The 23,449-nt window shown below is 53.2% G+C and carries 22 protein-coding genes and 1 pseudogene; 5 read left to right on the top strand and 18 right to left on the bottom strand.

Going from position 1 to position 23,449, the window contains the following annotated elements:
• Positions 1 to 315: pseudogene (locus OI69_RS14840) on the top strand (alpha-ketoglutarate transporter); the annotation flags it as partial.
• Here the strand turns inward: OI69_RS14840 and OI69_RS14835 are convergent.
• From OI69_RS14835 to trxC, 5 genes are all read right to left on the bottom strand, one after another.
• Positions 312 to 635, bottom strand: coding sequence for a YfiM family lipoprotein (locus OI69_RS14835; protein ID WP_039351965.1), 324 nt, complete (start codon positions 633 to 635; stop codon positions 312 to 314). The pseudogene OI69_RS14840 and the gene OI69_RS14835 overlap by 4 nt on opposite strands.
• Positions 636 to 697: 62 nt before the next feature.
• The gene (gene pssA, locus OI69_RS14830; protein ID WP_407668776.1) at positions 698 to 1,996 is read right to left on the bottom strand and encodes a CDP-diacylglycerol--serine O-phosphatidyltransferase; all 1,299 of its coding nucleotides are present in this window, start codon (positions 1,994 to 1,996) and stop codon (positions 698 to 700) included.
• 256 nt (positions 1,997 to 2,252) lie between these two features.
• The gene (locus tag OI69_RS14825; protein WP_039351959.1) at positions 2,253 to 4,901 is read right to left on the bottom strand and encodes a bifunctional acetate--CoA ligase family protein/GNAT family N-acetyltransferase; all 2,649 of its coding nucleotides are present in this window, start codon (positions 4,899 to 4,901) and stop codon (positions 2,253 to 2,255) included.
• Positions 4,902 to 4,933: 32 nt separating this feature from the next.
• Positions 4,934 to 5,683 carry a tRNA-uridine aminocarboxypropyltransferase gene (locus OI69_RS14820; RefSeq protein ID WP_052198390.1) on the bottom strand — a complete coding sequence of 250 codons (750 nt, stop codon included), beginning with the start codon at positions 5,681 to 5,683 and terminating at the stop codon, positions 4,934 to 4,936.
• Between the two features lie 132 nt (positions 5,684 to 5,815).
• On the bottom strand, positions 5,816 to 6,235 hold the full coding sequence (gene trxC / locus OI69_RS14815) for a thioredoxin TrxC (RefSeq protein ID WP_039351956.1): 420 nt from the start codon (positions 6,233 to 6,235) through the stop codon (positions 5,816 to 5,818).
• Between the two features lie 249 nt (positions 6,236 to 6,484).
• Here trxC and OI69_RS14810 point away from each other — a divergent pair, with 249 nt between their 5' ends.
• Together OI69_RS14810 and OI69_RS14805 are read left to right on the top strand one after the other, a co-directional pair.
• On the top strand, positions 6,485 to 7,636 hold the full coding sequence (locus OI69_RS14810) for a tRNA/rRNA methyltransferase (RefSeq protein WP_039351953.1): 1,152 nt from the start codon (positions 6,485 to 6,487) through the stop codon (positions 7,634 to 7,636).
• 70 nt (positions 7,637 to 7,706) lie between these two features.
• Positions 7,707 to 8,147 (top strand): DUF3574 domain-containing protein, encoded by a 441-nt coding sequence (locus OI69_RS14805; RefSeq protein ID WP_039351951.1) that lies wholly within the window; start codon positions 7,707 to 7,709, stop codon positions 8,145 to 8,147.
• Positions 8,148 to 8,269: 122 nt separating this feature from the next.
• Here OI69_RS14805 and OI69_RS14800 read toward each other — a convergent pair whose 3' ends face one another.
• The 7 genes from OI69_RS14800 to OI69_RS14770 form a co-directional block, all read right to left on the bottom strand.
• Complete coding sequence (locus tag OI69_RS14800) at positions 8,270 to 9,454, bottom strand: NupC/NupG family nucleoside CNT transporter (RefSeq protein WP_039351990.1); 1,185 nt, start codon at positions 9,452 to 9,454, stop codon at positions 8,270 to 8,272.
• 203 nt (positions 9,455 to 9,657) lie between these two features.
• A complete protein-coding gene (gene emrB, locus OI69_RS14795; RefSeq protein ID WP_039351947.1) occupies positions 9,658 to 11,193 on the bottom strand; it encodes a multidrug efflux MFS transporter permease subunit EmrB in 1,536 nt (511 codons plus the stop codon).
• A gap of 17 nt (positions 11,194 to 11,210) precedes the next feature.
• Positions 11,211 to 12,386, bottom strand: a complete 1,176-nt coding sequence (gene emrA / locus OI69_RS14790) for a multidrug efflux MFS transporter periplasmic adaptor subunit EmrA (protein ID WP_039351944.1) — start codon at positions 12,384 to 12,386, stop codon at positions 11,211 to 11,213.
• A gap of 262 nt (positions 12,387 to 12,648) precedes the next feature.
• Positions 12,649 to 13,164 carry a transcriptional repressor MprA gene (gene mprA / locus OI69_RS14785; protein WP_039351941.1) on the bottom strand — a complete coding sequence of 172 codons (516 nt, stop codon included), beginning with the start codon at positions 13,162 to 13,164 and terminating at the stop codon, positions 12,649 to 12,651.
• 189 nt (positions 13,165 to 13,353) lie between these two features.
• Positions 13,354 to 13,683: an L-valine transporter subunit YgaH gene (gene ygaH / locus OI69_RS14780; protein WP_039351938.1), complete on the bottom strand. Its 330-nt coding sequence runs from the start codon at positions 13,681 to 13,683 to the stop codon at positions 13,354 to 13,356.
• Positions 13,680 to 14,420, bottom strand: a complete 741-nt coding sequence (locus OI69_RS14775) for an AzlC family ABC transporter permease (protein WP_154715565.1) — start codon at positions 14,418 to 14,420, stop codon at positions 13,680 to 13,682. The genes ygaH and OI69_RS14775 overlap by 4 nt, the downstream gene beginning before the upstream one ends.
• A gap of 155 nt (positions 14,421 to 14,575) precedes the next feature.
• A complete protein-coding gene (locus OI69_RS14770; protein ID WP_039351935.1) occupies positions 14,576 to 15,796 on the bottom strand; it encodes an MFS transporter in 1,221 nt (406 codons plus the stop codon).
• 168 nt (positions 15,797 to 15,964) lie between these two features.
• On the opposite strand from OI69_RS14770, the gene OI69_RS14765 reads away from it, so the two are divergent.
• A complete protein-coding gene (locus OI69_RS14765) occupies positions 15,965 to 17,125 on the top strand; it encodes a lactonase family protein (RefSeq protein WP_039351932.1) in 1,161 nt (386 codons plus the stop codon).
• A 60-nt stretch (positions 17,126 to 17,185) separates the two neighbouring features.
• On the opposite strand, the gene proX is transcribed toward OI69_RS14765, so the two are convergent.
• The 3 genes from proX to proV all read right to left on the bottom strand — a co-directional run bounded on the left by proX (position 17,186) and on the right by proV (position 20,676).
• On the bottom strand, positions 17,186 to 18,190 hold the full coding sequence (proX, locus tag OI69_RS14760; protein WP_039351986.1) for a glycine betaine/L-proline ABC transporter substrate-binding protein ProX: 1,005 nt from the start codon (positions 18,188 to 18,190) through the stop codon (positions 17,186 to 17,188).
• 109 nt (positions 18,191 to 18,299) lie between these two features.
• On the bottom strand, positions 18,300 to 19,481 hold the full coding sequence (gene proW, locus OI69_RS14755; protein ID WP_039351929.1) for a glycine betaine/L-proline ABC transporter permease ProW: 1,182 nt from the start codon (positions 19,479 to 19,481) through the stop codon (positions 18,300 to 18,302).
• Positions 19,474 to 20,676, bottom strand: coding sequence for a glycine betaine/L-proline ABC transporter ATP-binding protein ProV (gene proV / locus OI69_RS14750; protein ID WP_039351926.1), 1,203 nt, complete (start codon positions 20,674 to 20,676; stop codon positions 19,474 to 19,476). Before proV ends, proW begins: the two co-directional genes overlap by 8 nt.
• Positions 20,677 to 21,271: 595 nt before the next feature.
• On the opposite strand from proV, the gene OI69_RS19910 reads away from it, so the two are divergent.
• Positions 21,272 to 21,412 carry a hypothetical protein gene (locus tag OI69_RS19910; protein WP_154715563.1) on the top strand — a complete coding sequence of 47 codons (141 nt, stop codon included), beginning with the start codon at positions 21,272 to 21,274 and terminating at the stop codon, positions 21,410 to 21,412.
• Positions 21,413 to 21,454: 42 nt separating this feature from the next.
• On the opposite strand, the gene hpxZ is transcribed toward OI69_RS19910, so the two are convergent.
• From hpxZ to hpxX, 3 genes are read right to left on the bottom strand one after another with little or no spacing between them, the layout of a single operon-like run.
• Entirely contained in the window at positions 21,455 to 21,841 is a 387-nt protein-coding gene (hpxZ, locus tag OI69_RS14745) for an oxalurate catabolism protein HpxZ (RefSeq protein WP_039351924.1), read from the bottom strand.
• A gap of 11 nt (positions 21,842 to 21,852) precedes the next feature.
• Positions 21,853 to 23,247: an AtzE family amidohydrolase gene (locus OI69_RS14740; RefSeq protein ID WP_039351921.1), complete on the bottom strand. Its 1,395-nt coding sequence runs from the start codon at positions 23,245 to 23,247 to the stop codon at positions 21,853 to 21,855.
• Positions 23,244 to 23,441: an oxalurate catabolism protein HpxX gene (gene hpxX, locus OI69_RS14735; protein ID WP_039351983.1), complete on the bottom strand. Its 198-nt coding sequence runs from the start codon at positions 23,439 to 23,441 to the stop codon at positions 23,244 to 23,246. The genes OI69_RS14740 and hpxX overlap by 4 nt, the downstream gene beginning before the upstream one ends.
• Positions 23,442 to 23,449 lie beyond the last annotated feature (8 nt).

Raw genomic sequence — 23,449 nt, 5'->3', positions numbered from 1 at the left:
GTGCTACAGAGTGTGACTAGCCCTGTCATTGCCTTCTCACTGGTCATGCTTTCACTGATTATTGTCAGCTTCTATACCTCCATCAGCGGTATTTTAAAAGCCGAAATGTTCCCGCCTGAAGTTCGTGCATTAGGCGTTGGTTTATCGTATGCCGTTGCGAATGCGTTATTTGGTGGCTCGGCTGAGTATGTTGCGCTGTCGCTGAAATCTTTTGGTATGGAAACGGCCTTTTTCTGGTATGTCTCAGCTATGGGGGCGATTGCGTTTATTGTATCGCTCACGCTGCATCGTCGAGGCAAAGGGATGAAGCTTTAGTGTTCAGATAATTGCCACAACGCATAGCCGGTGGCTGCACCGGCTACATCCCAAACAAGATCTTGCCAGCTCCAGCCCGTTCCTCCTTCGCGGCTATCATAAAATTCTTTTGCCATGCCAATGCTGATTGCCAGCATAATACCGAATCCTCCGCTACGATCTGAACTCCAGCGCTGATGAGTGCCATATTCATATCCTGCGGCGCTGATGGCGGCTGAGGCGATAAAATGTTGGGCTTTATCCTGCCCTGTCCAGCGATCTTGCGCGGTATGGCTACACCCGGAGCAGCAAATCATTACAGCAAAGCACAGTAAGCGCATAGCTTCCCCCATGATAATAAAAAACCTCGGAAGCCGAGGTTTTTCAAAGTATAGCGCGCGTCTTAGAGAATACGGCTGATGAGCCTGTCAATACGAATACGACGCAGGCGTCGTATCAATTTGCGAACTTTCACCGGATATTGCGCGATGCTTTCTAGCTCCGTGTAGCTGTTGACGATGTGGGTATGCGTTCTGATTTTATCCAACTCGTCCAGGCGTTGCTGCAATAGGATTTGCTGAGGATCGTGAATCAGGATAGCGTTTTCCAGATCCAGACGCCATGCGCGAGGGTTAAGGTTGTTTCCCGTCAGCAGTTGCCACTTATCGTCCACCCACATGCCTTTTAGATGGAAGCTGTTGTCGCCGTCTTTCCAGAGCCGCACAACAAGCTGTTGATTTTCAATATAGCGTTCCAGACGACTCAGGAAACGACGAAGGTTGATCTCGTAGAGATACGGCAATGCGCCGATGATTTTGAAAGGCTGGTCTTCTGGAATATAGAAATCGTTAGCGGTCTTGTCACCAATAATAATTTCTACTTTCTTGCCGTTTCGCAAGAGGCGGATGATATTTCTGACCAGCAGCGCTGGCAGGTTGAAATACGGAGTACAGATGGCCAAATGCTCATCCGCGCAATACATCAGGTGATGTATGGTCTTATTCAGCGGGCTTTGTTTTCCTAAGCCGACCAGCGGCGTGACGGTTAACTCGCTTGCATCTGCGTGGCGTTCTGGTGGCTGATAACTGGCGGTACGCAATGTTTGACGGAATTGCTTGATATCATTTTTAATTTCCAGGCTCTTTGGGCGATCGGTATGATCTAACCGCTGCACGGCCGGAGACGACAACATGGTCTGAATGTACTGCACCATCGTGTCAGCTAATGCTGGATTATGGATTAACTGATAACGATCATAACGATATTTCTGGTGCTGATGCAGATAAACATCATTCAGGCTGGCTCCACTGTAGATGACTGTGTCATCGACAATAAACCCTTTCAGGTGTAACACACCCAACGCTTCGCGTGTATTGACAGGAATGCCATAAATAGGGAAATGCGTATCTGGGTGTTTTTTCGCCATGTCGCAATACCAATCGGCATTGGTATTTTCTGCTGCTGCGCCGATTCTGCCACGCTGAGCACGATGCCAGTCTACGAGAACGCGAACATCCAGTTCTGGGCACTGCCGTTTGGCTTCATAAATTGCGGATAGAATTCCCATGCCGCCGTCATCCCGCTCAAGGTATAAGGCTACAATATAGACGCGCTTTTTTGCGTTCAGAATGGCGTTAATCAGCGTCGTGCGGAAAAGCTCAGGCGAATGCAACGTCCGAACATCCTCTGCGTTTTGGGGAATTCTGGGCAGTTGTGCAAGGTGCTGTTGGTATTTATTGCGTTTGAAATTTGACAACATCACAGTGCGTTTCTTCTCTCATCAGTTTATACCCACAACACTTCGAGTTGCGCTAGGGTATATGACCTTATGGTCATTATCAAAAGTTAAGGATTTGCCGAATGGGCGATAATACCATTACTTTTCAGCGGTAGTGAGCCTGTTTTGCCATTGATGGGTATCACCACTCCTGTTGCAAGAACGTTATTACGTCTCGCGATCAGCTTTTTAGCGGCAATTCCAGCGTCACAATTCCCTCTTCTAATTGCACATCGATATGAAAGCCGAGCTTTTTAGACAATTGGATCATGCCTTGATTATGCGGCATGGTAATGCCCGTTAAGCGGGAGAGACCATGCCTCCTGGCGTAATCAATCAGCTTTTCCAACAACCGTCGGCCAAGCCCTAGCCCTTTGAGATCGGATCGCACCAGCACAGCAAATTCCGCATCCGTATTATCAGGATCGGAAATCGCACGCGTCACGCCAATAATTTCAGTCTCCCCATCGACCTGGCGCACGGCAACAAATGCCATCTCACGATCGTAGTCAATTTGTGTCATATTGGCTAAATCTTCGTGGGTAAATTCATTAATTTCGCTGAAATAACGGTAATAGAGGTCTTCTTTTGTCACTCTGGCGATGAACGCGCTGAGCAGCGGCTCGTCTTCCGGCAAAATGGGGCGGAAGAGGCTGATATCACTATTTTTGAGGATGACCGTTTCTTCCAACTCATGCGGATAAGGACGGATTGCCAGCCTTGATTGCGGATCGCCATTGAACGGAGCCAGATGTAGCGTGACATCCAGTAGCGTAAACGCATCTCCCGACGCCAGAAGAGGATGGATATCTAACCGGGAAATTTCGGGGCAGTCGAGAATCAGATTGGAAACCTGAACCAGCAAGCGGCTGAGTGCCGGAATATCCAGAGGGCGTAAGGCGCTGTATTCCCGAATCTTGCCACCTTTCACCGCTTGCAGCACCAAATAGCGGGCCAGCGTCATATTCAGCGGAGGCAGGGCGACAGCGGCCTGCTTTTCGCGCCACTCAATACCGCCTTCCCCCAGCATAATCAGCGGGCCGAACACGGGATCTTGTTCGACGGCAATCCTGAGTTCCTGCGCCCCCGCGCGATTTGCCATGCTCTGCACTAACAGGCCGTAAATACGCGCCTGTGGGTAGGTGCGTTTTACCCGGTCAAGAATGGCATCTGCCGCCTGTTGGACTTCTCTGGCGGTGCGCAGATAGAGCATGACGCCCTGAACTTCCGATTTATGCGGAATATCTGGCGATCTCAGCTTAATCGCAACCGGATAGCCAATTTGCTCGGCGATATGGACGGCTTCTGCACTGTCCCCCGCAATCCAGGTAGGTAACGTATCCAAACCATAGGCTTGCAGGATAGGCTGAACTTCATGGGTATCCAGTTGAGTCACGCCATCTGACAGGGCCTGATGAATCAGCGCATGGGCCTGACTGGCGTTGATGCCTAAATTCTGCGGCAGCGCTGGCGTTTCCTTTAACTGTTTCTGATTACGACGATATTCGACGATATGCATAAATGCCGTTACTGCGCCTTCCGGCGTGCGATAGGTCGGAATACCTGCATCGTTAAACAAACGTCGTGCTTCCTGCGAGGAGAATTCACCGCACCAGTTGGTCAGCAGTGTGATTCTTTTCCCGCGTGGATGCTGTTGGAACAGCGTAATCAACTGCGCGGCGCACTCGGTGCTGGGCGCGGCGGCGCTGGGCGCGTGAATGATCAAAAGCGCATCGACCTCGTCGCTGTCCAGCAATACCGCTACCGCTGCCAGATAACGCGCGGCTGTCGCGTCATCACGCAGATCGAGCGGATTGCCAATAGTGACGGTCTGCGGCAACGCGTCCTGTAATGCTTGATGCGTTGCCTCGCTGAGCTGTGCGAGCTTGCCTTGTCGGCTAAGAAGCTGATCCAGCGCTTGTGCGGCGGGTGATGCGCCATTGCTCACCAGCATCAAGCGTTCACCGCGTAGCGGCCGCAGATGGCTTAAGGTTTCCACCGCAGAGAACAGCTCATGGGTATCCCGTACCCGCAGTAATCCCGCGCGTTGAATGGCCGCGTCATAGGCGGCATCCAGACCGTGGCGCTGGTCATTCAGTAACTGCTGTGCCTGCTGACTACGCCCGCTTTTGATCACCAGTACTGGCTTATTACGGGATGCACTGCGAGAAGCGGAAAGAAAACGGCGTGCATCGCTGATGTGCTCCAGGTGCAGCAAAATCGCGCTGGTTTTACCATCGCGAGCCAGAAAATCTAGCAGGTCATCGACATCAATATCCAGGCTATCACCCAGGGCGATGAAATAGGAAAAGCCAATACCACGCTGCTGTGCCCAGTCCAGTATCGTGTTGGAGACGGCGGCCGACTGCGAGATAAATGCCAGTTTGCCTTTCATAATCGGCACGGGGGAGAAACTGGCATTCAGGCCTTGCCAGGGAGCGAGTAGCCCAAGGCTGTTGGGGCCAAGTAAACGCATATGGTAGCGTACGGCGCAGGCCTTTAATTCGCTGAACTGTGTCGGCGGCGCGGAGAGAATGATGACCGTTTTGCAGCCTTTCTGCCCCAGCGCCTCTAACAGCGTCAGATTACGGCTGGCGTTGGTGCAGATCACCGCAAGGTCGGGCGTCATTGGCAGGCTGGCGACCGTTGGATAGGCCAGCACGCCGCAAACGGCGCGATATTTCGGCGTAACGGGTAGCACGGGGCCGCTGAAATGACCGTCCAGCAGGTTTTTCATCATCAGAAAACCGGCTCGTCCCGGCGTTTCTGACGCGCCGAGAACGGCGATAGACTTCGGTCGTAACAGTGCTTCCAATCCGCGCTGGCTCATGCATCACTCCTTCACATCAATCCTCTTTGATACTAAACGCTTTCTGCGGATTGTGCTGTGACGATGGGTAAATTTTCATGCACCCTGTGGTGTGATTTCCCTGCCAGATAGTGTCGGCGGAAACGCTCAAAATGCTGCGATAGGACATCAGCCGCGACGCTATCTCCCGCCTGCGCGAGTAGGGCGATGGCAATCTCCGCGGTGCAGTGCTGTCCTGCGCTACTGGCTTCACGCAGTTGATAGCGGGAGAGTGCCTCTACATTCAGCGATAGGATCGGCAGGTTGTCCAGATAAGGACTTTTGCGGAACATTTTACGTGCTTCCGGCCAGGTGCCGTCGAGTAAGATAAACAGGGCGGGCTTTTCTATTGCAGGAAGCTGTTGAAATACCTGACGCCCTGCTTCCGCGGCATCCGCCAGAAAGACCAGATAAGGCTGCACCGTTGGGTCTTGCAATGCGGCAAGCAACTGGGGATCGGGGTCGGTGCGTGACCAGAGAAATGCCTGCGTTTCTGGCAGAATATCGGCGATGAGGCGTCCGGTATTACTCGGTTTTAATGGCTCGGTATCAAACATCACCAGACAGAAGCGGCTGCGGGATGGCTGTGCCTGAATGGTGTGACACAGGCAGTTGGTCGCGGGTAATAAACATTGCTGGCAGCGCACTACACGGCAGCCACGGGCACGAAACGGTTTGGTGGACTGCTCAAGACGCTGCTGACGCAGGCGGAGTACGGCATTGTCCGTGAGAGGACGGTTGCCCATAAAAGGACGATTGATCATGAAATAGATAACGCCATAAGATTCTGCAACGAACCTGTTCGTTTAATTATACGGATGCAGATTCAGAAAGGCGACATTCTAATCGACTGGCGGGTTGACCAAAAGAGGCGGGGCAAGAATGCCCCATATTATCTACAGCGATTCATCCAGCCACTCTTCAAACTGCGCTTTTGGCAGCGCGCCGTTGAGGATATCGACCATCTGCCCTTGTTTGAAGATCATGAGGGTGGGAATGCTGCGGATGCGGAAACGTGTGCTGAGTGCCGGTTCGGTTTCAGTATTGACCTTGATAAAGCGCACTTTCCCGCTGCGCTCCTGTGCGACGCTTTCAAAAACGGGGGCAAAATTGACGCAGGGGCCGCACCAGGGCGCCCAGAAGTCGATGACAACCGGCAGATCGTCCTGTAGCAGTTTATCAAGCGTTACTTCTGTGGCATTAATGATGTTGCCGTTGAATAAGGTTTCTCCGCAACGACCACATTTGGCGTGGTCATCAACCCGCGCTTCTGGCAGGCGATTGGTTGTTTGGCAAGATCCACATACCGTATTCATAACAGGGCCTCAGATAAAAGGGCTAAAATAAAGATGTCGCTGATAAAATGCACGCAGTGCGGCATTGGCAAGTCAACGGCATGTTGCTTAATAGTGAATAAATTATGGTGGGGAGACATGATGGCAACAACGTGGTTTGCCCAATAGCTACAATAGCTTCTGACTGTTAGCGCTCTTTTACCACAAGCGTGTGGCTAAGCGGGTGTACATAAGGTAATCTTCGCGCCCAGCGCGTAGGTGGAGAAAACAATGAGCGATTCATTCAATAGTAAAAGTGGCAAAGTCCGTGTGATGTACGTCCGTAGCGACGATGAGGGCGAGAAAGAGAATAAAAACAAGCGCCCTGCTGACAAAGAGCGTCGTGGCGATCGGCGTGATGGCGGCGGTTCACGGGATCAGCGTGAAAAGCCGAAACATCCGCGTGATGTTAACCCGCGCTATGCCCGGGAAAATCCGACCCGCGATGGCGATAGCAATGCGAAATCGCCGTGGGGCAATAAAGATCGTAATGAACGCAGTGGCGATCGGCCTCGTCGTCCACGCGGTGAAGAGAGCGGGGGTTATGAATCCCCGTGGAAAACGGTGTCTCGTGCGCCGAGCGACAGTGAAACGCCCGACCATGGTGGGATTACGGGCAAGAGCCAGATCGATCCTGAGCAGTTGCGTCGCCAGCGTCAGGAAGAAACACGCGTCTATGGTGAAAATGCCTGTCAGGCGCTGTTTAAAAACCGCTCTGAGGTGATTGTTCGTGCCTGGTTCCTGCAAGAAGTCACGCCGCGTTTCCGTGATGCACTGCGCTGGATGGCGGCAAACCGTAAGGCTTACCATGTGGTGGAAGAGGAAGAGCTGATCAAAGCTTCCGGCACCGAGCACCACGGCGGCGTCTGCTTCCTGATTAAAAAGCGTCAGGGACTGGATGTGCGTGAGTACCTGAAAACGGCGGGTGAACATGACTGCGTATTGGCGCTGGAAGATGTGGGTAACCCGCACAACCTCGGTGGCATTATGCGTAGCTGTGCGCATTTCGGCGTGAAAGGTATTCTGGTGCAGGATGCGGCGCTGCTGGAATCCGGTGCGGCTGTGCGTACGGCGGAAGGCGGTGCGGAACACGTTAAAGCGATCAACGCTGACGATTTCCTGTCCGTGCTGGCGGAGTTCCGTCGCGCGGGTTACACCATAGTGACCACCTCCAGCCATAAAGGAACGGCGTTGTCGCAGGCCACGCTTCCGGCAAAAACCGTGATCGTGCTGGGTCAGGAAGGGGATGGTCTGTCCGATAGCGCCTGGCAACAAGGGGACGTGAAAGTCTCTATCGGCGGTACGGGTAAGGTTGAAAGCCTGAATATTTCGGTTGCCACGGGCATTTTGCTGTCCGAATGGTGGCGACAGAATCAAGCTTGATATGACGCATCGATTCTCAGGGGGGAATGTGCTCCCTGAGAACATGTCCCCACGGATGAGAGAACGAGTGATGAAGCTGAAAAAGCAGAACGTTATCGCGGTATCGTTATTGTTGGGCACCGTGTTGATCAGTGGTTGCAGTTCGCTGTCGCGTCCATCCACCGCTGCGCCGTCAACTGACGCCTGTCTGGTGGGTGACAAACAAGTGCAGACTACGCTTTATTTTGGTTTGAATCGTCCCGCTGGCCCGGCGATTTCTGAGACCGAGTGGAAAGCGTTTCTGGACGGTGAAGTGACGCCCCGTTTTAAAGAAGGGCTGACAGTGTTTGATGCCAAAGGGCAATGGTTGGGGAACGATGGCCTCGTTGCCCGGGAGAACAGCAAGGCACTGATGTTGATTCATGGTTCTGATAAGGAACGTGATATTGAAGCGCTGCGCACCAGCTATAAATCACGTTTCGCGCAGGAATCCGTTATGCGGATTGATGCACCCGTGTGCGTCGCGTTCTGAATCCTTCATCAGCCCCTTTTCAGGGGCTGATTCATATCTGCGTAACCCGAGCGTACAGGGATGTATTCACAGCGTCTTTACGATCTACCCATTATCACCGCTCGACTGACTTTTATCACGAACTACAGCACCAGTCCCGCTACCGCCGCCGACAGTAAACTCACCAGCGTCGAACCGTATACCAGTTTCAGACCAAAGCGTGATACCACGTTGCCCTGTGCTTCGCTCAGCCCCTTAATCGCACCGGCGATAATGCCGATGGAGGCGAAGTTAGCGAAGGAAATCAGGAACACGGATAAAATCCCCAGCCCGCGTGGCGACATCTCGGCGGCGATCTTCTTTAGTTCGATCATGGCAACGAATTCATTCGCTACCAGCTTGGTTGCCATGATGCTACCCGCATGCAGAATGTCGGAAGATGGAATGCCGATAAGCCAGGCCAGCGGTGAAAAGACATAGCCCATCATCGCCTGAAAGCTCATGCCGAAGAGAGTGCTAAACAGCGCATTGACGGCGGCAATCAAGGCCACGAAGCCGATCAGCATCGCCATAATAATCATCGCCACTTTAAAACCGGCAAGGATGTATTCCCCCAGCATTTCAAAGAAGCTTTGCTCTTCATGCAGCTTTTCCAGCTTCAGCTCTGGCTCGTCGTCAGGCTGATAAGGGTTGATGATCGACAAAACGATAAAGGTGCTGAACATATTCAGAATCAGCGCCGCAACCACGTATTTGGCGTCGAGCATGGTCATATAAGCGCTGATGATCGACATGGAAACGGTCGACATCGCCGTTGCGGCCATCGTGTACATTCGCCGTGGCGACATGTCAGCGATGATGCCCTTATAGACGATAAAGTTCTCCGACTGCCCGAGCATCAGCGTACTCACGGCGTTGAACGACTCCAGTTTTCCCATCCCGTTGACTTTGGACAGCAGCGTGCCGATGCCTTTGATGATCAGCGGTAAAATGCGCCAATGCTGCAAAATACCAATCAGCGCGGAAATAAAGACGATAGGGCAGAGCACATTAAGGAAAATAAAGGACAGCCCTTGAGCATTCATCCCGCCAAACACAAAGTCGGTGCCTTGATTGGCGAAAGACAAAAGCTTTTCAAACAAACCGGCAAAAGCGCGGATTGCGTTAAGTCCAATGCTGGAATGCAACAGAAAATAAGCCAGTAGCACTTCAATCACCAGCAGTTGCACAATGAAGCGCAGCCGAATGCGTTTTCTGTCGTGGCTAACGAGCAAGGCCAGCAAAAAAATTGCCGCTGTCGCCAAAATAAAATGTAAAACCTGTGACATAGCAGAACCACCAATCCCCGAATAAAAAGAGGCGCATTGTAATCGGAATGTAAAAATATGTTTATCCCGAATCTGTAAATCCTTATTCGCTACAGCGCTATCAGCGGTGGGCAGGGGCATCAGGGAAGGGCTGGAATATTAAGAGGATTCCCCTTCAGCCAGCCATTGGCCGAAGGGGAAAGAAGGATTACGACAAAGACGGGTTAATGCGCACCACCTCCACCGCCGCCAGTCGTAAAAGGCGGTTTAGCGAGCCAGACCAGCACCAGCAGCACCAAAAATACCCCCGCGGCAGCCCAGAAGATCTCGTTGGCGGAGATAATCAGCCCCTGCGCGGTGATCTGCTCCGCGATGTAGGCCGAGGCCTGTGTTTGGCTCATTCCCATCGCCTGAAGTTGCTGGTACGTCTCCTGCGCTAGCGGATTATACGGTGTGATCGATTCTGTCAGATGCGCGTGGTGCAGCGATTCACGCTGTGTCCAGAGCGTGGTGGTAATCGATGTTCCGATCGATCCCGCCAGCGTTCGGGTGAAGTTCGACAGGCTCGACGCTGCGGCCAAACGTTCCGGTGGAAGCCCGGACAGCGTGATAGTCGTCAGCGGCATGAAGAAGCAGGCGACGGCGAATCCCTGTACGAACTGCGGCCAGGCCGATGCGCCGAAATCCATACCCGGCTCGAAGGTGTACGCACGCCAGTAGAAACAGACGGCGTACATGATAAAGCTGAACGTCACCAGCTTGCGCATGTCCAGGCGCGGCGCGAATCGACCGATAATGGGCGACAGCACTACCGGCATCAGCCCAACGGGCGCGGATGCCAGCCCGGCCCAGGTGGCGGTATAGCCATACACCTCCTGTAATAGCTGCGGCAAGAGCACGATCGCCCCGAAATAGAACATATAGGCGAGGCTGATGCACAGGCAGCCAATGGTAAAGTTGCGCGACTTAAACAGCGACAAATCCACTACCGGATGGTCGTCCGTTAACTCCCAGACAATCAGGAACGCGATGGCAATCACCGCCACCACGGTCAGGGTGATGATTTCCGTCGAGTTAAACCAGTCCAGCTCTTTTCCGCGGTCGAGCATCATCTGAAGGCTACCGATGCCGACGATTAGCAGTGCCAATCCGATAGTATCGATGGGCCTGATCTCGGTTTTGGTTTCTCGCCCGCGCAGCGTTTGCATAGTAATAAACACCACGGCGATGCCCAGCGGGACGTTGATGAAGAATATCCAGCCCCAGTGGTAGTTATCGCTAATCCAGCCGCCCAGAATTGGGCCGCAGATTGGCGCGACGACCACGGTCATTGACCATAGCGCGAGGGCGATGCTGCGTTTCGCGGGGGGATAATTACTTAGCAACAAGCTCTGCGACAGCGGGATCAGCGGCCCGGCGACGATCCCCTGCAATACGCGGGCGAAAATCAGCATCTCCAGGCTGGTGGATACGCCACACAGCCAGGATGTCAGGGCGAAGAGTGCCGTTGACCACAGAAACAGGCGAACTTCACCAAACCGTTTTGCCAGCCAGCCGGTGATAGGGATAGAGATGGCATTAGCGACCCCGAACGAGGTGATGACCCATGTTCCCTGTGAGTTGGACGCACCCAGATTACCGGCGATGGTCGGAATCGCGACGTTGGCGATGGTGGAATCCAGCACCTGCATGAACGTTGCCAGCGACAGCGCAACGGTCATCCAGGCCAGACTCGCACCTTTAAGCGGTTCTCTCTGCACGTTTCTCTCCTGGTGGATTAACCGGCATTTGCCTGAATAATGGCGCGAATGTCTTGGTTAACAGCGGTGAGATCTAACGTCAGCGCATCACTTTGGTAGGCTGGCGTGGTGCGCGAAGTTTCTGCTAACGCACGGCCTTCCGTATTAGCCGTATCGACATTCACCAACGCAGACAGGCCGATCCGCAACGGATGTTCGGCGACCTGCTGGGGATCGAGTTCAATACGGACGGGCAGACGCTGCACCACTTTAATCCAGTTACCGGTCGCATTCTGGGCGGGCAACAGAGAAAACGCGCTACCCGTGCCCATATCAAGGCCGACCACTTTTCCCTGATACACGACATCATCACCGTAGATATCCGCAACAATGGTAGCCGGTTGACCGATGCGCATATTGGCGAGCTGCGTCTCTTTAAAGTTCGCATCGACCCACAGGTGATTGGCGGGGACCACGGCCATCAGTGCCGACGCAGGGGAAATGCGCGCGCCAATCTGCACGCTGCGGCGTGACACGTAACCATCAATTGGGCTGACGATTTTAGTACGCTGTAGCGCCAGCCAGGCATCGCGCATTTCTATGGAGGCTTGCTGTATGGCTGGCTGCTGTTCAAGCGGTGTATCCAGGATCATCGCCTGATTTGCCTGATATTGCTGTCTGGCGACTTCCAGCGCGGCCTTGGCGCTGGCGACGGCATCGCGGGCATGCTGCACTTCTTCACGTCCGATAGCATTCGCGCTGCCCAGGGCTTCACGGCGGCTCAGGTCGCTTTGTGCCTTGTTCAACTCGGTTTGGCGCAGTTCAATATTGGCCTGATACTGTTTGTTGTTGATGACCAGTTGATGTGTCTGACGTACGCTGTTGGCTAGTCCGGTTTTCGCGCGTTCGAACGTGAGCAGGGCATCGGTAGGATCCAGCTCTACCAGAACCTGTCCCTGCTTAACAAAATCGGTATTATCGACGTTAACATGGGTGACGCTGCCGCTCACCTGCGCCATGATCTGAATCTGATTACCCGCGACGTAGGCGTCGTCGGTACTTTGGTGGTGTCTGAGCACCAGGAACCAGTAAACCAGCCAGGCGCAGCCCAGCGCGATGAAAATAAACGTCAGCAGCGATAGCACACGCTTACGCTGCTGTTTCTTGTTTTTTTGTGGCGTCTGCGGCACTGGATTTTCCACATTTTCACTCATGCTGTTCTCTCTTCTTATTTTCTTTGTATCGGCTATCGCACCAGAGACTGCCCGTCTGGTAATAGTCGCAATGAATTCATTTTGCTGTGCGGCCTGAGGTGTTTTCAGGTCGCTTGCCCGAGGCGTGAGATTACCGTTTCGCTAAGCAGCAGAAAGGTCATACGTATTTTTCGCAGCAAAAGCCCCTCAGCCCGATACGCACGCATCGGGTCATTCCGGGTGAAAAAGGTGCGGGTTATGGCTTCTTGTTGGTGTTTTTCCGCTATGCGTTGTCGAAATTGTCCATTTCATCCAGCCGAACCAGAAGCTTTCTCATCAGGGTTTCGAGCTGTTTTTGCTCACCAGACTGAAGTACTGAGCAAAGCACATGGAGGCTGTGGTGCTGTGGTGGAATAAGTTGGCCAAGAAACGCTTTGCCTTCTTCTGTCAGATGCAGGTGCAGGCAACGTCTGTCGCTACTGCTTTCGCGTCGTTCAATCCAGCCTCTTTTCTCCAGATCGTCGGCGATGCGCGTTGCGTTGGTACGTGACGATCCCAGTGCGGCACTGAGTTCGGAAGGCTGAATGCTATAAGATTCTTGAGATTCCAGCGTCAGCAATGCCATAAACAAGGTTTCATTGATGCCCTGCTCTTTCAGCATTCTGTTTCTGTGCTCCAGGATTTTGCCCTGTACGTGCATGAATAAGCGTAGCAATAACACTTCCTGACGTGGGAAGTCGGGCTTACGTGAAGCACGCAGGTCGAGCATTTGTTCTATAGGGGTGAATGAACTGTCCATTTTTTATATAAACCTCATTAATCACGGAGTACATAATAACTAATGTTACTAACTAGGTAAACGGCATTCAGGTGGGAAATTGTGCTTATTTCTGTGACATAAAGTAAGTAAATAATAGCCTGATGTGAGGCGCGTCAACTAATTACTTTATTTAAATCAATTCGTTATTCTGTTTTTCATGCTGAGAATTTAAAGCAATTTAAAGGCAATGCCGTAACACAGCGCCCCCAGTAATGTCGACAAGACGATACTGCGAGTTTTATAAAAACAGGCTGTCAGCGTAATAAAGCCTATCAAGGTTGGCAGCAGCTTTTCGTGATGCGCGATAATATCCGGCACGCTGGATACCATCAGCAGCGCACAGATGGAGGCAATGCCAATGCTATCAAGTAGCAGGGCTTTTTTGCCGCGTTGCAATGAACCGGAGGCGCGTGAGGCGCTTAGCCGTAGCGGCAGATAGCGGAAGAGATAGTTAACCAGTCCCACAATCAGCCCGATAAGCATGATTTCTGTACTCATGCGTTCACCTGCGGTGTAGCGGGGTTAACCAGCGAAGCCAGACAGCCGCTGAGAATGCCAAGCAGTATCGCTGCCGGGATGGAAGAAAGTAGTAGCCCCAGCAGTGCGCCGCCGAGTGCACCAGCGACAACCAGACTCTGCCTCCGCTTGAAGGAGGCCAGTAAAAAGCTCAGAAAAAGCGCGGGCAGCATGAAAGAGAGCGCGGCTTCGACGGCAGGGTAATTAGCCAGTGGGCCGTTGCCAAATACGGCGCCGATCACCGTGCCGAACACCCATGAGAGCCAGGCTAGCAGTGACACTCCCATCATCCACTCTTCTGACCAGCGTCGATTATCTTTCGCCAGTCGGGTGGCGGCTGCGGCAAACACTTCGTCCGTCAGACCGAACGCCCACAGTGCCGTTTTTCGGGTTGGTAGCCGCTGTGCAATGCGGTGCCGTAACGCGGGTCCATACAGCACATGGCGTACATCCATCGCCATCACCGTTAAGGCGGCCACCCAGATGGACATACCTGCGCTGAGCAGGGCGGTGATGACGAACTGGCTGGCACCAGCATAAATGATGCAGGAGAGAAAAATGCCTTCCAGCGGAGTAAATCCTAGCTTGACGGCATTCATGCCAAACGCGAATGCTACGGGCATGTAGCCGATCACAATCGGCAGGCTGTCAAATACACCGTCGTTAAAAGAGGCGGATTTTGTCGGCACGGATGATGTGGATGGGGTTAGTATCTTCACTGGCTTGATATTTTTGTACTTCAATGACATTAACCGATAACACTAGCAAAGCATTACCGGAAATTCACGTTATTGTGCAACGGACGTGATGGTTTCGGGCGGTATTCTTGCCAGTGCAACGGTTAGCAATCACGCGTTTCAAGCGAATAAGCGAACTATAGCGCCGCCATCGTTTCCTGCGTTTCATGATGATGACTTCGCCACCACACGAGCAGATTCAACAGACTGATCATGGCACCTGCTGTACAGACGCCCAGCCAGCCCCCGTGCTGATAAGCGAAAGCTGAAAGGAGCGACCCCAGTGCGCCGCCGATGAAATAGCTGGTCATGTAACCTGCCGTCAGTCGGTTACGTGCTTCGGGCATCATACGGTAGATGACGCTCTGGTTGGTGACGTGTACGCCCTGAACCGCCAGATCCAGCACGATGATGCCAATGAGCAACGCGACAACCGCATGAATACCAAGCGTGATAAAGCCCCACGACAGCAACAGCAGGATAATCCCCACGCTGGTGGTCAGTTTGGCCTTGCCCTGATCGACCAGACGCCCGGCGCGCGATGCTGCTAATGCGCCCGCCGCGCCAACCAGTCCGAACAGACCGATCACGCCTTCGGAATACCCGTATGGCGGTGAAGCCAGCAGGAAGGCCATTGACGTCCACAGAATGCTAAAGTTGGCAAAGGACAGGCAGCCGAGGATGGCGCGTGTGCGTAGCAGCGGAGTGGTGGAGAACAGACGGAAGATGGAGACTAACAACTGCGGGTAGTTCAGCGTGTTTTGCTGCGGAATACGCGGCAATGCCCGCCACAGAATCAGCGCCATGATGACCATCAGCGTACTGGCAACCCAATACACGGTGCGCCAGTCACCGAGTGACGCAAGCGCGCCTGCGACGGTACGCGCCAGCAGGATCCCCAGTAGCAGGCCGCTCATAATCGTCCCGACGACTTTACCACGCGTTTCCGGCGTTGCCAGCGTCGCGGCAAGCGGCACCAGCAACTGTGCGACAACGGAGAACAGCCCGGTTAACGCGGTGCCAGCGATCATGATCCAGAGCGTGGGGGCCGATGCGGTGATCAGCATCCCACCCGCGGCGAGTAAGGTCATGCCGACAATTAGCGTCCGACGCTCAAACATGTCCCCCAGTGGAACCAAAAACAGCAGGCCGACGGCATAGCCAAGCTGTGCGGCGGTGACAATGAATCCGGCCTGATTGACGGAAAGTTCAAAGACGCGGGCGATGGTATCCAGCAGCGGCTGGGCATAATAGTTACTGGCGACAGCAAGGCCGGTTGCGACAGACATAATCAGGGTCAAAGACTGGCTAAGCCCAGCGGGTGTCGGAGAGGGTGCTGAATGTTGCTGAAGAGACATATATTTGAACGTTAATCTGATGTTAAAAGCAGAGGCGATAGTATCCGGCAGAAGTTAATGAGATGCCAGAACATCTTTATATGGCTGAAATGCAACGGGGATATTTTGTTTTTACTGGGATTGATTTAGCTTATCGTCAGTAGCATAACACTATCGACAGGGGACATTATGTTTAAGCATTATCAGATATTTAAGAAAAAAAGTATTGCGGCGTTAATAGGGTGTGCATTTCTTCCCGCGGCAGCGCTGTGGTCAATGGGCGCGCAGGCGGTCACGGCTGTCTACGTCTCTGCCGCTACTGATGGTGCAATCGACGCCTATACGCTCAATACGCAAAGCGGTGAATTAACCGCTATCGGGAAAGTCGCGGCTGGCGCGAAAGTGATGCCAATGGCCATTAGCCCGAATAAATCGTTCCTCTATGCCGCCACGCGAGGCATTCCTTACTCCGCGGTGAGTTATAAAATTGATGCCAAAAGCGGCGCGCTAAGCCCGTTAGGCAAAGCGGAACTGCCGGACAGCATGGCTTACCTCTCGACCGATTTAACAGGGAAATGGCTGTTCAGTGCGTCTTACGGTGGTAATAAAGTCGCGGTTAACGGCATTGATAAAGACGGCAAGGTGAACGCGAGCGCGGTCACGGTGGTGCCGACAGGAGAGAAGGCCCACAGTATTATTGCCGACCGCCAAAATAAGTTCGTCTTTGCCAGCAATCTGGGCAGCGATCAGATTGTGCAGTTCCGGTTTGATGCGAAAACCGGAACCTTAACGCCGAATGAACCGGCAGAAATTAAACTGCCTAAAGGCAATGGGCCGCGCCATCTGGTGTTATCGCCAGATAATAAAACGCTCTATATGAGTAATGAACTGTCCGGCAAAGTCGCACGTCTGGCGTTGAATGAAAAAACAGGGCAACTGACGTTGCTGGATTACACGGACACCGTTCCGGCCGATGCCGGGATGAGAGCGGGGACGATCACGCCTGATAAAAACAGCACCGACAGCCGACCACAAATCTGGAGCGCAGATTTACGTCTGACGCCGAATGGAAAATTCCTCTACGTGTCGGAACGTACCAAAAGCACGATTACACTGTTGCGCGTAGAGCCGAAAACGGGTGAACTGAAATACATTACCCGCTATCCGACGGAAACACAGCCGCGCGGTATCCAGATTGATCCAAGCGGTCACTTCCTGATCGCCAGCGGTGAGAAATCGACATCGCTGTCAGTGTATCGCATCAATCAGGACAATGGGGATTTAGTGCGTGTCGGGCAATACCCGACCGGAAAAGGCGCGAACTGGGTCGAAATCGTCAAACTGCCGTAATAGCTGAGCGCGTTAATGAAAAGCGCTCCTTTGTGAAAAAGGAGCGCTCGCCTACGGTGATTATTTCGCGGCTTCGGCGGCGGTTTTCACCCAGCCGTCAAACAATGGCTGGTGGGCTTTAATCCAGCCATCAACATGACGCTCAATATCCTGCTGTGACCCCTGACCTTCGTGCATGCGTAAATTCTGCGCATTCACATCGGCAATCGGCAGCTTCATGATGGAAAACAGCTTCGCCGCGGCAGGATTTTTCTCGGCCCACGCTTTATTGGCCGCAATTCTCATGTTGTTAACCGGGAAGCCATAGTCGGCACCGTTCGCCAGCTTGGTGCTGACGCCTTTCATTTCTCCCGGTTGAGAAGAGAACGGCACCTGTAACCACACCACGTCACGACCCGGCACCAGCACATCGCTGACCCAGTATGGTGTCCAGGTGTAGTACAGAATCGGTTTGCCTTCTTTGTAGCGGGTAATGGTATCGGCGATCATCGCCGCATAGTTGCCCTGATTATGCTCCACCGTATTGGTTAAACCATAGGCAGGAAGGTGGTTATTAATGACCGCTTCACATCCCCAGCCTGGCGTACAGCCCGTCAAATCGGCCTTACCGTCGCCGTTGGTATCAAACAGCTTGGCGATTTTCGGATCTTTTAGCTGCGCAATGTTAGTGATGTGGTATTTCTCAGCGGTTTTCTTATCGATCAGATAACCCTGAGCGGCACCGGAGACATATTCTCCCTGACGATAGAATTTCGCATCCCCGCCAGCGGCTTTATACTGATCGGCGTGCAGTGGATCCCAGTTTACGGCAATGAATGTCGCATCGCCGGAGGCGATAGAGGTATAGGCCACGTTGTAATCCACTTCACGAGGAGGCTGTACGTCATAGCCCAGCTTTTCCAACGCGCGGCTGACCAGCAGCGTCTGGAACGTTTCCTCGGAGATAGTGCTTTGCACCGGAATAACGGAAATGCCTTTACCCGGTTGTGCGGTGTCGGCAGCGTAAATCTGCGTACTCAACAGTGCGGTCGTCAGGGCGGTAGCCCAAAGTGTGGTGTTACGCATCATGATTCCCTCTGTCTTTTTATCGTGCGTTGATTCGTGAATATTGCGGATAAAATGCATAGTGAAGGTCGCCGCTTGCCTGACGCGTGTCAGACAAGCGGGACAAGCATTATTGCTTAATGAAAGGGCGGGTCAGCAAGCCAATCGGGCCGCTGCTATACCAGCTTTGGTTGCCTTTACTGCGGCGATCGCGCCCCAGAGACTGAGTCAGTCGGTCAAGAATAATCGCCAGAATGACAATCCCGACACCGCCGACGGCAGCCAGCCCCATATCCAGACGGCCAATGCCGCGCAGTACCATCTGACCGAGACCACCCACGGCGATCATCGAGGCGATCACCACCATCGACAGCGCCAGCATCAGCGTCTGGTTAACCCCTGCCATGATGGTTGGCATGGCCAGCGGAAGCTGAACTTTAAACAGCATCTGACGCGGGCTGGCACCGAATGACTCCGCCGCTTCGATCAAATCGGCTGGCACCTGACGAATACCCAGAATCGTTAAACGAATAATGGGCGGGAGGGCAAAGATGATGGTCACTACCACTCCCGGTACGTTACCGATCCCGAACAGCATAACGATAGGCACCAGATAGACGAATGCGGGCGTGGTTTGCATGGCATCCAGCAGCGGTCGGATAAACTTCGCGGCCCGTTCGCTACGCGCCAGCCAGATCCCCATGGGTAGCCCGATAAGTACGCAGAAGAACAGTGCGGTGAGCACCAGAGCCAGCGTGATCATCGCCTGCGACCAGGCACCAATGGCACCAATGGCGATCAGCGACAGCAGGGTGGCGACCCCCATACTGAGACTGGACATCTGCCAGGCAAGCAGCGAAAACACCAGAATGGCGATCGGTGCTGGCATCCCCAGCAGAAACTGCTGGAAGCCGCCCAAAATAAAATCGACCGGGACGCGAACGCCCTGAAAAACCGGCCTGAAGTGGAGCACGAGCCAGTCGATCCCGTGTGTGACCCAGCTATCCAACGGGATCAGCGTGTCCTTAAACGGATCGAGCAGGTTGAAATGCTCGGGCGCAGCGGGGGGCGCGCTGTTTAACCAGTCACTGCCGGATTGCACAGCCTGATGCGCGGCATCGGTGGAACCGTCGGGCGTCGGCGCGCTGTTCCAGGCATCACCGCCGCTCGCGGGGGCATCCTGAGCGGATGTGCTGGTCGCCCATGGATCGCTTTGCGGGGCGCTATTCGCTTGATCCGGCGCGGTACTGTGATCGGCTGGCTGACTTTGTGCCGTCGTGGTATCCCACGGATTTGAGGTTGATTTACTCATTGGTCACTCCTTCCTTATCCAGTGCCTGTAGCAACATCCCTTTGGAAATGATGCCAATGTACTCATGATTTTCGCCGACGACAGGAACGGCACAGGGAGCCTGTGCGACCTGAGAAATCAGCTCGTTGAGTGACATATCGGCGGGCACGGGAGCAGGTTCGGGGAGTAACGCCTGTTCCAGCGGCTGCTGTTCTTTCAGCGCCTGCTTCAGTGAATCAATCGAGACGACGCCAATAAAGCGTTTCCCACCTTCCAGCACGTAACCGTAATCACGGTCTTCATCCTGAAGGATTTTCAGCGCAGAGCGCGGCCCCACACCGGGTGTTTTACGAATCAACGTTACCGGGCGACGGCGGGCGATATCTTTGGCGCTAAAGACATGGCTGATATCGACACCGCGGAAAAAGGTGCGCACATAGTCATTGGCGGGGTTATTCAGAATCTCATCGGGTGTACCGACCTGAATCACTTCACCGCCGTGCATAATGGCAATCCGGTCACCGATACGCATCGCCTCATCCAAATCGTGCGAGATAAAGACGATAGTGCGTTGATGACGGGACTGGAGTTTGACCAACTCGTCCTGCATTTCCGTGCGGATCAGTGGATCGAGCGCGGAGAACGCTTCATCCATCAGCAGAATATCGGGGTTATTCGCTAACGCGCGAGCCAGACCGACACGCTGCCGCATCCCGCCGGACAGCTCATCCGGGTAAGAGGCGGCATAGGCTTCAAGACCCACCTGCTGTAAGGCATCCAGCGCTTTTTGCTCACGCTCCGCTTTCGGCACACCAGCGAGTTCCATACCAAACGCGGTGTTGCTGAGAATGTTCAGGTGCGGCATGAGCGCAAAGGATTGGAACACCATACTGATCTTCTTGCGACGGACATCGCGCAGCGCGGTATCGGATATTGCAGAAATATCTTCACCGTCGATCAGCACCTGACCCCGAGTGGGTTCGATCAGACGATTGAGAAGGCGTACCATGGTCGATTTACCGGAACCGGATAATCCCATGATGACAAATATCTCGCCTTCTTCAATGGCCAGACTGGCATCTTTCACCCCAACAGTAAGCCCTGTTTTTTCAAATACCTGATCTTTACTCAGGCCTTTATCAATCAGTTTAAATGCTCTGTCTGGGTGCTCACCAAATATCTTATAAAGATGTTTTACTTCAAGTTTAATTGCCATGAAATTATTGTTTTCCTGTGTCGTTTATAATTCTATAACCTAGCCCTGATAATGATTAAACATAATCTACCCTACCATACTCAGATTCTGAGACAACCCTTTGTTGCCTCAATGGTGTTTCTCGATAGCCCCCTATTTACGATAATTCCAACACGATTATCGCTACGTTATTCTCATGATTTATGTGATCTTTATGATTTTTTATTTGAAGTATAATTCTTTTTATAACAATATCTTACCTGTTTATTATTACGTGTTTAATTAGTGGCTGATATAACCTTTTTTGATTGTGAATACATCACCATTTATAGTGAATTTCACTAATCGAATAATAGGGTAAATAAATCACGATTTTTGGATTATAGACACTCAAATAGACCGACGTGAGTCCATTTTTTACTTATGATAACTGTCGGTATTTTATACACTATAGCAAAGATATAATGGGTGAAATGGTTGTATTAATTTCCATCAATAAATGAGAGTGTTCCGAATAATAGAGTTGTCATTTTTGCATGGATAATGCCATTTGTAAGTCGGTGTGTTGAGTTGTTTTGATAATTGCGAGGCAGTGTCAGAAAGAGAAATAAGGGCATTGTCGAAAAAATGGCAAATGGCGGCGTGTGATGTGATAAAGCGTAAGCTGGCTTCAGGTGAATATGTGCTTGTCGATGGCAAATATGATCTGGCGTCAGTCGCACCTAACCCGGCTGACAATCCGATGATTGACCATTGACACAAGCGCACTGGGCTGCGCTTGTGTTTGTCATTCTTTTTATTACTCGCTCATCAGGCTGACGTGGGCGGCGACAATACGCCAGCCTTCGGGCATTTTGACCCAGGTTTGCATCTGGCGACCGATCTTGGTACTGCCTGTGCGGGTAAATTCCGTACTGGCGACGGCCAGATCATGCCCATAGGTGGTGATGACCGTATTACGCAGGGTTCTGTCCAGACCGGCAGAAGGACGAGCGAGGCGAAAAGCGCGGATTTCCTCAATCCCGTACAGATTTTCCCCCGCGCCGTAGCGCACCGTTTTTTCATCGTGCCAGAACAGTTCATCCAGTACCGCAATATCATTACCGGTTAAGGCTTTTTCGTAGCGATAGAAAGCCTCAGTCACGTCGGCTAGCACATCCGGCTGGTTAATATCCTCAGGTAACATCTTTTCTTTCCTCATAAAGTATAGGTGATTCCCTGCTGCTCCAGCGCCCACGCCGTGCGTAGGCACAGATCCTCACGCCACGGCGCGGCAATAATCTGAATACCTATCGGTAGGCCGCTCGCGGTTGCCACGGGCACCGTCACGACGGGCAAGCCGACGAAAGAGATCGGCTGTGTCAGCATGCCCATGCTGGCGCGAACGGGTAGGTCGGTATTATTAATGTGCATGGTTTCCTGCCCAATCAGTGTGGCGGAGCAGGGTGTCGCGGGGGCGATCAGCAGGTCGGTGTGCTCAAAAAGCGCCAGCGCCTGTTGACGAAAATGGTGGCGAAAGCGCTGAGCCTGCACATACCAGGCGGCGGGGATCATGGCACCTGCCAGCAGGCGTTCGCGAGACAGCGGTTCAAAACGCTCAGGCTGTGTGCGCAAATCTGGCAAATACTGGTTTCCCCCCTCGCTGGCCGACAGAATAAAAGCCGCGCTACGTGCCAGTGTGGCGTCGGTTAGCGTCAAACTGTCCTGTGCGCCCAGCGCTTGTGCGATCTGGCGAACGGCAATTTTTGCCTCCTCGCGACTCCACTCCGAAAAATAGCCCTCCAGCACCGCGTAGCGTAACCCGTCGCTACCCGTTTCCAGGTGTTCGGCGGTGTGCTGCGTTTCCCGTTCAGCCTGAAAACGATCGTACTTATCACGGCCCTGTAAGGCGTCGAAGACTAATGCCAGATCGTCTACGCGGCGTGCCAAGGGGCCAATGTGATCGAGGCTGGCGACAAAGGGGTGGCTACCGTGACGCGATAAACGGCCAAACGTCGGTTTTAGCCCGAAAACCCCGCACAGCGATGAGGGAACACGGATCGAACCATTGGTATCGCTGCCTAATGTAAAGTTAACCAGCCCGGCGGCGACAGCGGCAGCCGATCCCCCAGACGAGCCGCCAGCGATACGCTGTGTGTCGAGTGGATTACGCGTGGGGCCGTAATGGCTGTTTTCGGTGGTAAAGCCGTAGGCATAGGCGTCCATATTCAACATGCCGGACAGTAGCGCGCCTTGATGAGCAAGCTGACGGATGGCAAAAGCATCCTGCGCGGCGGGTGGGCGTTGGCTGAGAAGTTCGGCACCAGCCAGCGTGGTTTCACCGCTAACATCAAACAGATTTTTGACGGCATAAGGCACGCCGGCCAGCGCTGGCAAGGTTTCCCCGCGTTGATGGCATGCATCAATACGCGCAGCCTCTGCCAGCATGCGCTCGCCAGTGATATGGGTGTAGGCATTGAGGGGGGGGTTGGTTTGCTCAATCGCGCTCAGCGCCTGTTGTGCAAGTTCGCTGGCGGAGAACGTGCCAGCCTGCAAACCTTGTTGAATCTGCCGGATAGATAATGATGAGGTTGTTCTGGCCGGTACACTCATAGCGTATACACCCCGGCGATTTCCTGATGTTCATCAAGCGGAAACGCCATCAGCGGCTGTGCCATGGCGTGGATACGGCTGAACTGCACTAAAAGTTCCTGATGTCGTTCCTGACTCAGTGGCAGTGCCAGCAGCGTTTCCATATTCTGAAGATAGGCGGCCAACGTGTCGCTATCGATAGCGGTTGTCGTCATGCGATGTT

It is taken from the genome of Pectobacterium fontis (assembly GCF_000803215.1).
GTDB classification, from domain to species: Bacteria; Pseudomonadota; Gammaproteobacteria; order Enterobacterales; family Enterobacteriaceae; genus Pectobacterium; species Pectobacterium fontis.
Note: the sequence above shows the minus strand (reverse complement) of the source record. Positions and strands in the feature narration are given on the sequence as shown.

Bases quoted from the DNA above. Each gene is read 5' to 3' on its own strand.
- OI69_RS14835 (WP_039351965.1), bottom strand. From the start codon at position 635: ATGCGCTTACTGTGCTTTGCTGTAATGATTTGCTGCTCCGGGTGTAGC.
- OI69_RS14825 (WP_039351959.1), bottom strand. From the start codon at position 4,901: ATGAGCCAGCGCGGATTGGAAGCACTGTTACGACCGAAGTCTATCGCC.
- OI69_RS14820 (WP_052198390.1), bottom strand. From the start codon at position 5,683: ATGATCAATCGTCCTTTTATGGGCAACCGTCCTCTCACGGACAATGCC.
- trxC (WP_039351956.1), bottom strand. From the start codon at position 6,235: ATGAATACGGTATGTGGATCTTGCCAAACAACCAATCGCCTGCCAGAA.
- OI69_RS14810 (WP_039351953.1), top strand. From the start codon at position 6,485: ATGAGCGATTCATTCAATAGTAAAAGTGGCAAAGTCCGTGTGATGTAC.
- OI69_RS14805 (WP_039351951.1), top strand. From the start codon at position 7,707: ATGAAGCTGAAAAAGCAGAACGTTATCGCGGTATCGTTATTGTTGGGC.
- OI69_RS14800 (WP_039351990.1), bottom strand. From the start codon at position 9,454: ATGTCACAGGTTTTACATTTTATTTTGGCGACAGCGGCAATTTTTTTG.
- emrA (WP_039351944.1), bottom strand. From the start codon at position 12,386: ATGAGTGAAAATGTGGAAAATCCAGTGCCGCAGACGCCACAAAAAAAC.
- mprA (WP_039351941.1), bottom strand. From the start codon at position 13,164: ATGGACAGTTCATTCACCCCTATAGAACAAATGCTCGACCTGCGTGCT.
- ygaH (WP_039351938.1), bottom strand. From the start codon at position 13,683: ATGAGTACAGAAATCATGCTTATCGGGCTGATTGTGGGACTGGTTAAC.
- OI69_RS14770 (WP_039351935.1), bottom strand. From the start codon at position 15,796: ATGTCTCTTCAGCAACATTCAGCACCCTCTCCGACACCCGCTGGGCTT.
- OI69_RS14765 (WP_039351932.1), top strand. From the start codon at position 15,965: ATGTTTAAGCATTATCAGATATTTAAGAAAAAAAGTATTGCGGCGTTA.
- proX (WP_039351986.1), bottom strand. From the start codon at position 18,190: ATGCGTAACACCACACTTTGGGCTACCGCCCTGACGACCGCACTGTTG.
- proW (WP_039351929.1), bottom strand. From the start codon at position 19,481: ATGAGTAAATCAACCTCAAATCCGTGGGATACCACGACGGCACAAAGT.
- proV (WP_039351926.1), bottom strand. From the start codon at position 20,676: ATGGCAATTAAACTTGAAGTAAAACATCTTTATAAGATATTTGGTGAG.
- hpxZ (WP_039351924.1), bottom strand. From the start codon at position 21,841: ATGTTACCTGAGGATATTAACCAGCCGGATGTGCTAGCCGACGTGACT.
- OI69_RS14740 (WP_039351921.1), bottom strand. From the start codon at position 23,247: ATGAGTGTACCGGCCAGAACAACCTCATCATTATCTATCCGGCAGATT.
- hpxX (WP_039351983.1), bottom strand. From the start codon at position 23,441: ATGACGACAACCGCTATCGATAGCGACACGTTGGCCGCCTATCTTCAG.